12 protein-coding genes and 1 tRNA gene are annotated in these 12,702 nt (G+C 61.1%); 8 read left to right on the forward strand and 5 right to left on the reverse strand.

What is annotated here, in order from left to right; translation table 11 throughout:
• Positions 1-199 precede the first annotated feature (199 nt).
• Positions 200-634 carry an Lrp/AsnC family transcriptional regulator gene (locus tag TRM7557_RS16430; protein WP_058291619.1) on the reverse strand — a complete coding sequence of 145 codons (435 nt, stop codon included), beginning with the start codon at positions 632-634 and terminating at the stop codon, positions 200-202.
• A gap of 100 nt (positions 635-734) precedes the next feature.
• Between TRM7557_RS16430 and TRM7557_RS16435 the strand changes: the two genes are divergently transcribed.
• The 3 genes from TRM7557_RS16435 to TRM7557_RS16445 all read left to right on the forward strand — a co-directional run bounded on the left by TRM7557_RS16435 (position 735) and on the right by TRM7557_RS16445 (position 5,406).
• Positions 735-1,940 carry a type III PLP-dependent enzyme gene (locus tag TRM7557_RS16435; RefSeq protein WP_058291309.1) on the forward strand — a complete coding sequence of 402 codons (1,206 nt, stop codon included), beginning with the start codon at positions 735-737 and terminating at the stop codon, positions 1,938-1,940.
• A 77-nt stretch (positions 1,941-2,017) separates the two neighbouring features.
• Positions 2,018-4,306 carry a xanthine dehydrogenase family protein molybdopterin-binding subunit gene (locus TRM7557_RS16440; protein WP_058291620.1) on the forward strand — a complete coding sequence of 763 codons (2,289 nt, stop codon included), beginning with the start codon at positions 2,018-2,020 and terminating at the stop codon, positions 4,304-4,306.
• A complete protein-coding gene (locus TRM7557_RS16445; RefSeq protein WP_058291310.1) occupies positions 4,306-5,406 on the forward strand; it encodes a DUF2235 domain-containing protein in 1,101 nt (366 codons plus the stop codon). The genes TRM7557_RS16440 and TRM7557_RS16445 overlap by 1 nt, the downstream gene beginning before the upstream one ends.
• Here TRM7557_RS16445 and TRM7557_RS16450 read toward each other — a convergent pair.
• The gene (locus TRM7557_RS16450; RefSeq protein WP_058291311.1) at positions 5,403-5,903 is read right to left on the reverse strand and encodes a PaaI family thioesterase; all 501 of its coding nucleotides are present in this window, start codon (positions 5,901-5,903) and stop codon (positions 5,403-5,405) included. The genes TRM7557_RS16445 and TRM7557_RS16450 overlap by 4 nt on opposite strands.
• 87 nt (positions 5,904-5,990) lie before the next feature.
• Positions 5,991-6,875 (reverse strand): methylenetetrahydrofolate reductase [NAD(P)H], encoded by an 885-nt coding sequence (metF, locus tag TRM7557_RS16455; protein WP_058291312.1) that lies wholly within the window; start codon positions 6,873-6,875, stop codon positions 5,991-5,993.
• Between the two features lie 115 nt (positions 6,876-6,990).
• On the opposite strand from metF, the gene TRM7557_RS16460 reads away from it, so the two are divergent.
• The 3 genes from TRM7557_RS16460 to TRM7557_RS16470 all read left to right on the forward strand — a co-directional run bounded on the left by TRM7557_RS16460 (position 6,991) and on the right by TRM7557_RS16470 (position 10,016).
• Positions 6,991-7,896, forward strand: coding sequence for a LysR family transcriptional regulator (locus TRM7557_RS16460; RefSeq protein ID WP_058291313.1), 906 nt, complete (start codon positions 6,991-6,993; stop codon positions 7,894-7,896).
• A gap of 117 nt (positions 7,897-8,013) precedes the next feature.
• Positions 8,014-9,084, forward strand: a complete 1,071-nt coding sequence (locus tag TRM7557_RS16465) for a hypothetical protein (RefSeq protein ID WP_058291314.1) — start codon at positions 8,014-8,016, stop codon at positions 9,082-9,084.
• A gap of 146 nt (positions 9,085-9,230) precedes the next feature.
• A complete protein-coding gene (locus TRM7557_RS16470; RefSeq protein WP_058291315.1) occupies positions 9,231-10,016 on the forward strand; it encodes an inositol monophosphatase family protein in 786 nt (261 codons plus the stop codon).
• Positions 10,017-10,079: 63 nt separating this feature from the next.
• Here TRM7557_RS16470 and TRM7557_RS16475 read toward each other — a convergent pair whose 3' ends face one another.
• Positions 10,080-10,862, reverse strand: a complete 783-nt coding sequence (locus TRM7557_RS16475) for a rhomboid family intramembrane serine protease (protein WP_058291316.1) — start codon at positions 10,860-10,862, stop codon at positions 10,080-10,082.
• Between the two features lie 110 nt (positions 10,863-10,972).
• Between TRM7557_RS16475 and TRM7557_RS16480 the strand changes: the two genes are divergently transcribed.
• A complete protein-coding gene (locus tag TRM7557_RS16480) occupies positions 10,973-11,539 on the forward strand; it encodes a tetratricopeptide repeat protein (protein ID WP_058291317.1) in 567 nt (188 codons plus the stop codon).
• A 148-nt stretch (positions 11,540-11,687) separates the two neighbouring features.
• Positions 11,688-11,773 (forward strand) — tRNA-Leu (locus tag TRM7557_RS16485).
• Between the two features lie 60 nt (positions 11,774-11,833).
• Here TRM7557_RS16485 and TRM7557_RS16490 read toward each other — a convergent pair.
• Positions 11,834-12,604 (reverse strand): alpha/beta fold hydrolase, encoded by a 771-nt coding sequence (locus tag TRM7557_RS16490; RefSeq protein WP_058291318.1) that lies wholly within the window; start codon positions 12,602-12,604, stop codon positions 11,834-11,836.
• Positions 12,605-12,702: the final 98 nt, after the last annotated feature.

Below are 12,702 nucleotides of genomic sequence, written 5' to 3' on the forward strand. Positions count from 1 at the left end.
AGCCGGTGTACGGGGGCGGCACAGATGTCACCGCCCTTGGGTGCGCACAGACTATGGCGGGTCGTGCGTCCGGCCCGGTCGGCGTCCAGCGCCCTCAGACCAGACCGGACGCGGAAGGTCCCGCCCAGATATGCGCTCAAGATCGCGCTTTGGGGTTAATTTTCACCAAATGTGACGCGACATTTCCCAGATGTTTTGCCTAGCCCAGACGGTCGATTTTGGTGGACAGATGGATCAGGCTTTCCGACGACCGCACGCCTTTGGCCGCGCCGATGTCGTCAATGGTTTCATCCAGGGCTTCGGTGGTGTCTGCGACCACCTGCGCCAAGAGGTCAAACCGCCCCGATGTGGTGTGCACCACTTCGACACCGGGCAGCGCCTTGAGGCGGGCCAGAACGGCCGGGCCGCTGCGCGGTTCGATCTGAATAAGGACGGTGGCTTGCAGCGCAGGGCGCGTGGCGGCACTGCGCCGCAGGGTATAGCCGGTGATCACGCCAGCGCTTTCCAGTCGTTCAATCCGGGCCTGCACCGTGGTGCGGGCAAGGCCCAACCTGCGCGCCAGATCGGCGACGGGTAGGCGGGCGTTTTCGCGCAGCAGCGCGAGAAGATGTTGATCGGTTTCGTCTGTTTGCATCATGGAGCCGTCAATATGCCGAAAGTTTCCGTCAGTCTATGCGATAAGACTGGAGATTTCGACGAAATTCACGCGCAGACTGAAGGAAAGGAGACCGTTTATGAACCAGCTCCAATCCCTGACGCAGATCCAGTCCGACGCGCTTTGGCCCAGTCCGGAGACGCATCTTGCAGAGATGACACCGGATATCCCGGTGCTGTATCTCAGCCCGGCGCGGCTTAGGGGGCAGGCGGGGCGTTTTCTGCGGCATTTTCCGGGGCAGGTCACCTATGCGGTGAAGGCCAACCCGCATCCCGTTGTTCTGCGCAATCTGGTGGCGGCTGGGATCACTGCTTTTGATGTGGCCTCCCCAGCCGAGATGGAGGCCGTGCGCAGCGCCAGTGCGGCGGCGGTTCTGCACTACAACAACCCGATCCGATCCGAGGCCGAGGTCGCGGCGGGCGTCGCCTTTGGCGTTTACAGCTGGTCGATTGATGACGCGCGCAGTCTGGCGCAATTGGCCAATGTGCCGCGTCACTGCGAGGTTGCCGTGCGCTTTGCGCTGCCGGTGGCCGGGGCGGCCTATGATTTTGGCACCAAATTCGGCGCCAGCCCAGAGGAGGCAATTGATCTGCTGCGTCAGGTGGCGGCGCTGGGGTTTCGCCCGGCCTTGTGTTTTCATCCCGGCACCCAATGCGAAGACCCCAGCGCCTGGATCGCCTATATGCAAGCGGCCAAGGAGATCGCGGCCTGCGCCAATGTTCAACTGGCGCGATTGAATCTGGGCGGCGGATTTGCGGCGCGCCACTATGGCACACCGCCAGATCTGGAGCCTGTGTTGCTGGCGCTTGGGCAGGCCAATAGGCGGCTGTTTGGCGCGGCAGGGCCGGACCTGCTGTGTGAACCGGGGCGGGCGATGGTGTCCGATGCGTTCACCCTTGCGGTGCGGATCAAGGGGATGCGTGATGGCGGCGATGTGGTGTTCCTGAACGACGGGATCTATGGCGGGTTGATGGATCTGCGCGACATGGGGCTGCCGCACAGGCTGCGCGTGGTGTCGCCAGACGGGGCCCTGCGTCAGGGCGCGGTCAAGGCACGGCAAGTGTTTGGCCCGACCTGTGACAGTCTGGATCAGCTGCCCGATGGGGTGCCCCTGCCGGTGGAGTGCACGGTTGGCGACTATCTGTTGTTCGAGGGGCTTGGTGCCTATTCCCTTGCCATGAGCACCCGCTTCAACGGTTATGGTTTGAGCGAACTGGTAACAGTTCAATCCTTGGTGCCGCGCATCAGCGATGAACGCTCTGGACAGGGGGGCGTGTCGGGGTAACCTCCTGCTCAAAGCGCACGTCAGGACCGCATGTCTGGATTGCGCGCAGGAGGAGGTGGGGCATGACAACCCAAGCGATGCAGAAATTCGGTAAAAGCCAGCCGGTCACCCGGCGCGAGGATCAGCGCCTGCTAACCGGTAGGGGGACCTATATCGAAGACAGCTTCCCGGCGGGCGCTCTGCGTGCCTTTGTGCTGCGCAGCCCGGTGGCGCATGGGGTGATCACGCACCTAGATGTCGCAGAGGCCCGCCGCGCCCCAGGGGTTGCTGGCGTTCTGACCCAAGGCGACCTCGAGGGCGGCATGGATGCCTTTATGGACAGTTTGGTGGTCGATCAGCTGGATGGCACGCCGGGGGCACGGCCTGCGCGGCCAATGCTGGCCAAGGATCGTGTGCGCTTTGTGGGCGAAGCCGTGGCCGTTGTTTTTGCGGACAGTCTGAGCCAGGCGCGTGATGCCGCGGAAAGGATCGTGCTCGATATCGAAGACCTTGCGGTCAAGCTGGATCTTGCCCCCGGTGGGGTGGCCTTGCACGAGGGGGTGACGGATAACACCGCCTTTGATTGGGGGATCGGCGACCGCGACGCCACCGATGCAGCCTTTGCGGCGGCAGACCATGTGGTCAGCCTTGAGGTGCCCGACAGCCGGGTGATTATCAACACGATGGAGCCACGGGGCTGCCATGCCACATGGGATGGGGCGCGCCTGCATTTCGCCTATTCCGGGCAGGCGGTCTGGTGGATGAAAGGCCCTTTGGCGGCCAAGCTGGGACTGGCCGAAGACGATGTGCATGTGACCATTCCGGATGTAGGTGGGGCCTTTGGCATGAAGGCGATGCCGTATCCTGAATACTTCATCGTGGCCCATGCGGCGCGGCAGTTCGGGCGGCCGGTGGCCTGGGCAGCGGAGCGGTCCGAGTCGATGATGAGCGACCATGCGGGCCGTGATCTGACCTGCCATGCAGAGCTGGCCTTTGATGCGGATCTGAAGATCACCGGCTACCGGGTGCACAGTCGCTGTAACCTTGGGGCTTACAACTCTTTCAATGGGCAGAACATTCAAACCAATTTGTTTTCCCGTGTTCTGACAGGGGTTTACAACATTCCGGCGGCTTGGTTGCAGGTGCAGGGGATCTATACCAACACCACCCAAGTGGACGCTTATCGTGGCGCCGGGCGGCCCGAGGCGATATATGTGATTGAGCGCGCCATTGACACGGCCGCACGGCAGCTTGGCGTTGATCCGCTGGACCTGCGGCGTCGGAATTTTATCGCGCGGGATCAGTTTCCCTACCAAACGGTCATGGATGAAAACTATGACGTTGGCGATTTCCACCATGTGCTTGACCGATTGGTCACGGTCGCTGATCTGGAGGGCTTTGCCGCGCGCAAGGCACAGGATGCGGAACAGGGTCGTCTGCGGGGCGCGGGGCTGTGTTACTATATCGAAAGCATTTTGGGTAATCCTGAAGAGACGGCAGAAATTGAATTCCTGAAAGGGGGCGCGGTGAACATCTATGTCGGCACCCAAAGCAACGGCCAGGGGCATGAGACCGTCTTTGCCCAGTTCCTTGCGGATCAGACGGGGTTGCCGGTCGAGGATATTCACGTGATCCAGGGCGACAGCGACCTGATCCCCGAAGGCGGCGGCACAGGGGGCTCGCGGTCTGTCACCACCCAAGGCACCGCTACACTGGCCACCGTTGACCAGATGGTAAGCGCCTTCACCCATTTTTTGGCGGAAACTTGGGATATCCCGAAAGAGGACATCCGGTTCGAGGACGAGGCCTTCCGTTCGGTCAGCACCAACCATGTCCTGCGCCTGTCCGAAGTGGCCGAACTGGCCCGAGAGGCAGGTCGCGAAGATCTGATGCGGCACCGGGCCAAGGCAAAACTGCCCGGTCGCAGTTTCCCCAATGGCGCCCATCTTGCCGAGATCGTGATCGATCCCGAGACCGGGCAGACGCAGCTGGACCGCTATACGGTGGTGGATGATTTTGGAAACCTGATCAATCCGTTGCTGGCCGAAGGGCAGGTCCACGGTGGCGTCGCCCAAGGGGTCGGGCAGCTGCTGATGGAAGCCGTTCACTATGACGCGTCTGGACAATTGCTCACGGCAAGTTTCATGGACTACGCTATCCCAAGGGCCAATGATTTACCCATGGTGGCCTTTCATTCGGAACCGCTGCCCTCGACCCAGAACCCAATGGGGATGAAGGGCTGCGGGGAAGCCGGCACTGTGGGCGCCATGGCGGCCGTGGCCAATGCGGTACAGGACGCCCTGTGGCCCTGTGGCAGTCGTCAGGTGGACATGCCGCTGACGCCGCTGAAACTCTGGGAGATGCTGCACGAGGAGGATCGCGCATAATGGGAATGAGACGGCTTGGAGCGAAATTTATGCGCTGGCTTGGCGGGGCGTTCCTGGAGGAACACTCGCAAGACCGCGCCTCGCGAGAGCCGTTGTCCCATGTCATTATCCTCGATGGCACCATGTCGTCGCTGGAGCCGGGGTTTGAAACCCATGCGGGCATGACCTACCGGCTGTGTCGGGAAATGGGGCCGCAGGTGTCGGTCTATTACGAGGCCGGCGTCCAATGGAGCGGCTGGGCCAAGGCCACGGATGTGATGGTCGGCAAGGGGATCAACCGCAAGATCCGCCGCGCCTATGGCTATCTCGCGTCGCGCTACCGTCCCGGCGACAAGATTTTCCTGATCGGCTATTCGCGCGGCGCTTATGCGGTGCGGTCGCTGGCGGGGGTTCTGGGCAATGTGGGCCTGCTGCGGCAGGAACACGCAACCGAGCGCAATATTCTGATGGCCTATCGCCACTACCAATGTGACAGCAGCCCAGAGGCGGTGACAGCTTTTAAGGGCGCGTTTTGCCACGAGAATGCACAGGTCGAAATGGTCGGGGTCTGGGACACGGTCAAGGCGCTGGGCCTGCGGTTGCCGATCCTGTGGCGCTGGGCGGATCCGCGCCATGCGTTTCACAATCATCAGCTGGGCCCACATGTGAAAAACGGTTTTCAGGCGCTGGCGTTGAACGAATCCCGCAACTCCTTTGAACCCGTGCTGTGGGACAGCACCGGGGACTTTGAGGGCCACGTCGAACAGGTCTGGTTTCGTGGCACCCACGGCGATGTGGGCGGCCAGCTGGGCGGGTTTGAACCCGCGCGCCCCCTGGCCAATCTGTCGCTGGTCTGGATGCTGGAGCGGGCGGAAAACTGTGGCCTGCCTTTGCCCGTGGACTGGCGCATGCGCTTTCCGGTGGACCCCAGCGCGCCGTCGATTGGCAGCTGGCGCGGGGCGGCAAAGCTGTTTGTGCTGCGCAGTCGGCGCAGGTGCTGCTGTGATCCAAGTGAACGGGTGCACCCGTCGGCCCTGCCGTCCGGTCAGGCCAGGCCGGACGCACAACAACCATCGCGCGCCGGGTCCATTTTACCCAGTTTCTGGCGCAGCGCGCGTTAGCTGGACGGGGCCAGCGGCATAATAATGCAGGTTGTCGACCCGGTGGCATAAAGCTTGCCATCTTGCGCGCCGCGCAATTCCCCATGGGCTATGCCGGTTGACCGGCCTGCGTGGTCGGTCTGACCGGTGCAGATCACCGACATCCCCAACGGAATGGAGCGGACAATATTCACCTTATATTCTAGGGTGGTATAGACCGACCCGACCGGCAGACAGGTCATCACCGCACAGGCCATCGCGCTGTCCAGAATGGTGCCATACCAGCCGCCATGTACCGTGCCCATCGGGTTGGTCACCGGAAACTGCGGGGTGCCGGTAAAGGTGACCCGCCCGCGTTCCACCGCAGACAGGCCAAATCCCATTGTTTCGGCGATGGGCGGGCCGGGCAGGCGACCGTCGAGAATGCCTGTCATGAAATCGAGCCCGGACATCGACGCAATTTCAGACAGGTTCAGCAAATCTGCGGGGGATTTCGCAAGGAAAGGGGGCTGCGGCATCGTGGGACCTTTGGTTCTTCGGTGAAGGTGACCTTTGGTCAAACGCTATGTCGCAGCCCCGTCGGGCGCTAGTCTTACGCCACGTTCTTAGGCAACATTCTCCAGACGCACTTTCGGCGTGATCCCAAGCGCGTTGCAGACATCGCGGGTCAGTTCGGGGCGGTTCAGCGTGTAGAAGTGCAGGCGGTTCACACCGTCTTCCAGAAGATCAGTGCAGAGCTCGGTACAGAGCGCAGTGGCCAGCAGATCGCTGCGACCGTCCCGCTGCGCCTTTGCAAAGGCTTCGTCCAGCCAGGCCGGGACACGCGCGCCACAGCGCAGGGCAAAACGACGCGCGCCGCCCCAGTTCTCAATCGGCAGAATGCCGGGGGTAATCCGGTCTGTGTCAATGCCCGCCTTGGCGCAGGCGTCACGGAAGCGGAAGAAGCTTTCCGCTTCAAAGAAGAACTGGGTCAGGGCCTCGTCTGCACCGGCATCAAACTTGCGCTTTAGCCAGTCCACATTGGCCTGCATATCAGACGCCTCTGGGTGGGCTTCGGGATAGGCGCCAACGCGCAGGATGAAATTGCCGGTTTGGGCCAGCGCCTCGATCAGTTCCACGGAAGAGCCAAAGCCATCCTGGGTCGCTTCAAATGCCTTGGCCCCTTTGGGCGGGTCGCCGCGCAGGGCGACAATATCGGTGATCCCGGCGTCGGTATATTGTTCGGCGATTTCCAGCGTTTCGGCTTTGGTGGCAGAGACACAGGTCAGATGTGCCGCGACCCGCAGGCCCGAATTGCGCTGCAGCGTGGTGACCGCATCGCGGGTCAACTCGCGGGTGGTGCCGCCCGCCCCATAGGTCACAGAGACAAACCGCGGGTCCATCGGCGCCAGCGCCTGCACCGTATCCCACAGGCGAAACGACGCCTCCAGGTTCTGCGGCGGGAAGAATTCAAAAGAAATCTCAGGCGTTTTGGTCTTGGCGTCAGTCACACTACTGCTCCTACGGTTTGTATCCGGGTCATCCGGCGATTGACCCTTTGAAACACAGCGGCTAGCAATGAGGCAAATTCATAATCCTCAAGAACAAGATGAGGTGCGCTCAGGTATGCATATCGAATTTCGTCATCTTCGCACCATTAAGGCGATCCATGACTGCGGTGGTCTGGCGCGGGCCGCAGATCAGCTGAACATCACCCAGTCCGCTTTGTCACATCAGATCAAAGGTTTGGAAGATCAGGCGGGGGTGGAGCTGTTCGTGCGCCGTTCCAAGCCGATGAAGCTGTCGCCTGCGGGGTTGCGGCTTTTGCGGCTGGCCGAGCAGATCCTGCCGCAGGTCGAATCCATGCAGGCCGAGTTCGCAAGCCTGCGCGATGGTGAGACGGGCCGCATGCATATCGCCATTGAATGCCACGCCTGTTTTGAATGGTTGTTCCCGGTTTTGGAAGAGTTCCGCAAAGCTTGGGGCGATGTGGATGTGGACATACGCCCCGGTCTGGCGTTTGACGCGATGCCGGCGCTGATCCGCGAAGAGGTGGATCTGGTGGTGTCGTCCGACCCCGAAGATATTCCCGGCGTCGAATTCTTTGAACTCTTTGATTATGATGCGGTTTTTGTCGCCTCTCGGACGCATGAGCTGTCCAAGAAACCCTTCGTGGAGGCCGAGGATTTTCTGGGTCAGACGCTGATCACCTATCCGGTTGAAAAGACCCGGCTTGACGTGTTTTCACAACTTCTGATCCCCGCCGGGGTCGAGCCCGCGCAGGTGCGTCAGGCTGAACTGACGGCGGTGATCCTGCTGCTGGTGGCCTCCAACCGTGGGGTTGCGGTGCTGCCGGACTGGGTGGTGCGGGAAGTTAAATACAATTCGGACTATGTCACCCGCCCGCTGACCAAAGATGGGATTAAGCGCAGATTGTACGCCGCCATCCGGTCGGAGGACGCGGAAAAGCCGTTTATGAAAGAGCTGATCAAACTGGCAAAGATCGAGGCCCGCAAGTTGCAATCGGCCTAGGTTCGCCTTCGTCAAAAATCCGCAAAGGGGGAGAGTTCAGTCGACTTTGACGCTAATTTGCGTCAAATTTTATCTGGGTGGGTAAAAAATAGTCAGATCTCTAAAAGGAGATAAGCGATGTCGACTGACCCCCTTTGGCCCTTTGAGGACGGTGACACCTTTCGGGCAGCCGAGAATTTTCACCAGATGACCAAAGACGCTCTGACCGGCCCCTGCGCACATCGCGGTGGGGCGGATGCGGCGCTGCATGAAAGCATTGTCGATATTCATCGCTTTGGCCGGGTGGAATACGCGCAGAACATCCGAAAGGTCGGGCGCAATGTCTATCCGCTGATTATTGCCCGCGACAACGAACCGGATCAGGATCGCGGCGACATTGGGCGGCAGGGTTTGGGCGGCATTTTCACGCTCTATCTCGCCAATGGCGAAAGCCGGACGATCCAGCCCACACCTGCGGCTTACGAGCGGCTCAAATGTCTCAGCCATATTCCTTTGGGGCTGTTTACCATCCTCAGCCCCTATTTCGGCGATGCACAGGCGCAGGGCTGGATGGCCAAGGCCAAGGTGATGGCCACCAAAGTCCAAGAGGCGCGGCGGCGTCTGACAGAGGATGCTTTTGATGCGCGCGAACAGCGCATTGCAACGGTGATCCTGAAGCGCAGCTACAATTACATCAACCGTATCCTGTCGGATGTGCGCTGCACGCGTGAAGGGTTCGAGGTCTATGCCGCCTCGATCCGGGCTGAAATTCGCGACGCCATGGATTACGCAGCCGAATTGCAGATGGACGCCTGTATGGAGGCGTTGGGAGCGTGGCGCGACGAACTCGGCCCAGCGGAATGGCGCAAGCTGCATGTGGTGGTGACCACGATCTGGCCCGTGTCGGAACATAGCCCGCGCTGGCAGTTGTTTCGCACGCTTATGGACCCAGAGACGGTGGACACGCATCTGATTGTGGGCGAGGGCGTCAAATCCGTGGAAGAGGCCCGCGATCTTCTGGGCCGGATTGTCGCCGACCGTCTGGCCTCGCGGCTGATCGTGGGCATCGACGACGAACGCGGCCGCCGCATGACCCAATGCCTAAGTTCCCGCACGGATGTGGTCGCCGACAGCGCCTACCGCGCGCTGCAGCGCAGGCAGTCGGGCGAATGCCCTTTTGCACCGCCCAAACGGGCAGAAGCGGGATAAAGCGCTGCGGATCCATGCGGGGGACGCATGGCCGCCCCCCGTCTTTTGACGCATTTCTCTGTACTCTTGACCCTTGGCAAACAGCTTCGGGGCGCGTATAGGCACGGTTTGACCGACATCGCCCCCCTTCAAGGATCCAACGTACAATGATTGGCAGCGCAAACCTCAACATTATGCTCAAAGCCGCCCGCAAGGCTGGCCGTTCTCTGGTGAAAGACTTCCGCGAGGTGGAAAACCTGCAGGTCTCGTCCAAGGGGGCAGGGGACTTTGTCTCGCGCGCCGACATTATGGCCGAGAAGATCCTGAAAGAAGAACTGATGGGCGCACGCCCGACCTATGGCTGGCTCGCCGAAGAAGGTGGCGCGGATGAGGGCCAGGACCCGACCCGCCGCTGGATTGTCGACCCGCTGGACGGCACCACCAACTTCCTGCACGGCCTGCCGCATTGGGCGATTTCGATCGCACTGGAGCACAAAGGCAAAATCGTTGCGGGCGTGATCTTTGACGCCGCCAAGGACGAGATGTTCTTTGCCGAAAAAGGCACTGGTGCGTGGATGAACGAGACCCGTATTCGTGTGTCTGACCGTCACCGCATGATCGAGAGCATCTTTGCAACCGGCGTCCCGTTTGGGGGGCGTGCTGATCTGCCGGAAACTCTGAAAGACCTCGCGCGTATTATGCCGACCTGCGCCGGTGTGCGCCGCTGGGGCTCTGCCGCGCTGGACATGGCTTACGTGGCCGCTGGCCGTTACGAAGGCTACTGGGAACGCTCCCTGAACGCATGGGACGTGGCTGCGGGTGAGATCATCGTCAAAGAGGCCGGTGGCTTCTGCCAGGCGATGGATGCCGAAGACGAGGTTGTCGAAAGCGGCACCGTGCTGTGCGGCAACGAAGTGATCTTCGACACCTTTGCCAAGATCATCCGCACCTAAGCGCGGCGATACATGAGACTTTGAAAAACGCGTCCCCCTTTTTGGGTGGGCGCGTTTTTTCGTTTATCGTCCCCAGGGACCGGGCTGGCGCGGGGGCGCTTGCCGTCGTGGCTGGACCTTGGGAATATGGCTGCGACCGATGTGATAGTCGCGTTCAGGGTGGGGCGGGCTGCCGACGGTCTGTTGCCAGAACCGGGTACCGCCCCGGCGCAACCACAGTGGCAGGGTCAGAAGCAGCCCCACAAAGAACCCGCCCGCATGGGCCCAGTAGGCGACTCCGCCGGCTTCGCCAGAGGATCCGAACCCACCAAGGAACTGCATCCCCAGCCACAGGCCCAGCATCAACCAGGCGGGCACCGGAATAATGCGGAAAAACACAATCAGGATCAGCAGAATATCGACGCGCGCGCGGGGGAACATCAACAGATATCCGCCCATGACCCCGGCAATGGCACCAGAGGCCCCAACCATTGGCACCTGCGACGTTGGATCACTGGCCACATGCAGCAGGGTCGCCCCCACACCGCTGGCCAGATAGAACAGCAGAAACGGGACATGCCCCATCTCGTCTTCCATATTGTCGCCAAAGATCCACAAGAACAGCATATTGCCCCCAAGGTGCATCAAGCCGCCGTGGATGAACATCGACGTCAGCAGGGTCAGCTGCCCGTCGCCAGCGGTGATCTCGGCCGGGACGGTGGCCAGTGCCGCATAGAATACGTGCAGATCACGCGCGGTGGTGAAGGTGGTGGAATACCAGAGGAATGCCAGAATATTGGCGGCCATCAACGCATAGACCACATAGGGCGTGGTACCGGACGGATTATGATCACGAAGCGGAAACATGTTTTAAATCTGGGAGTTGGCCCTTCGGGCGTCAAGGGGAAAGGGCCGGGGTGCTGCGCAGACTTGTCGCCCGCGTCTTTTGTCCCATTTCTTTTGGGATGAGACATTTGATGTATCCCGCCATTTGCCTTTTCGTTGCCAGTGTCGTTTTCAGCGCCACGCAGGCCGCTGCAACCTGTCCGGTGTCTGAGCCGCAGACCGAAGATCTTGACCGTGTGATTGCGCGGTTGCAGGCGGCGGCGACCGAAGGGCAGGCGCAGGCGCTCAATACCCAGCTTTGGGAAATCTGGACCACAGCCCCGGATGAACGGGCACAGGCCATTCTGGATCGGGGGATGCGGCGGCGGTCGGGGTATGATTTTCTGGGTGCTCTGGCGGATTTTGATGCGCTGATCGCCTATTGCCCGGACTATGCCGAAGGGTGGAACCAGCGCGCCTTTGTGCATTTTCTGACCCGCGATTTCGAGGCAGCGCTTGTTGATCTGAAACAAACTCTGATCCTGTCGCCACGCCACATTGGAGCCTTGTCGGGTCAGGCCCTGACCTTGATGGAACTGTCGCGTCCCGATGAGGCCCGGACAGTGTTGAACACGGCATTGGCGCTGAACCCCTGGCTGCCAGAGCGGCATCTGATGGCCCCCGGCGGGCCGCTTGCGCCCAAAGGAACCGACCTTTGACACCCGCGTTTGTCATCCGCATTTGACACCGGCCAGTGGATGGATTTCACCCCCGCTTTCAGAGGCTTATGTCGGGGCTTGTATCACCGCGAAGCTGCCGCTAGACAGGGCAAGCCCGAAGGGGCGACTTGCTCTGCTCTCCGGGCTTGCCCGCGTGGTGGAATGGTAGACACAGGAGACTTAAAATCTCCAGGCCTTAGTGCCGTGCCGGTTCGAGTCCGGCCGCGGGTACCAAGTCGCCCCTCGGGACATCCATGCTTTTCCGATTAGAGGTTTGCCCTGCCAATCTGGTGCTTAGCTTTCCAGAAAGACGCGGACGGCGGCTTCAAATTCGCGCGGTTTTTCTGCGTGCAACCAATGGCCCGCGCCGGGGATCTTGGCAAAATGCGAATTGGGAAACAGCGCGCGAATGGTCGGGCGATGGTCCGGCAGCACATAGTCTGAATTGGCCCCGGACAGGAACAGGGATGCGCCCGCGAACTGGCCGCTGACGTCCTCGGGGAAGCCCACAATATGGGCCATATCCCGTTCCAGCGTGTCCAGATTGATCCGCCAGCCCTTGTTTGGAATGTCCAGCGACTGGGTGAAAAAGCTTTGCAAATCGCGGGGCACGCCTGCCTCGGCCAGTTGGGCTTCGGCATCAGAACGTCGCTCCACCCGGCTCATGTCGACGCTGCGCATGGCGGTGATGAACTGGACCTGCGAATGGGTGTAGGGCACCGGCGCAATATCGGCGACCACGAGGCGGTTCACCCGCTCTGGGTGGTGCAGTGACAGTATCATGGAGGCTTTGCCGCCCATCGAATGCCCCAGCACATCCATCTTGCCATCGGGGCCTGCGTGTGCGGCCACGACCTCGGCCAGATCGCCGGCCATATCGGCATAGGTGTGGGTCTCGGTCCGCGGGCTTTGTCCGTGATTGCGCATGTCAACCGCCACCACCTGACGGCGGTCCGAGAGCCGTTTGGCAATCACGCCCCAATTGCGCCCAGAGCCATACAGACCATGGGCAATCAGAAGCGGGGGCAGGTCGGTCGCATCGCCGTGCAGGATTGTGTTCAACATGGGTTTTCTTCTAGCGCCGCGCCCGCGCACTGGCCAGCCCTGTTGAAGCCCTATCGCGGGGAGGATAGGGTGGCGCCACTCAAAAAGGACACCGACCC

Origin of the sequence: Tritonibacter multivorans, from assembly GCF_001458415.1 — a bacterium.
GTDB classification, from domain to species: domain Bacteria; phylum Pseudomonadota; class Alphaproteobacteria; order Rhodobacterales; family Rhodobacteraceae; genus Epibacterium; species Epibacterium multivorans.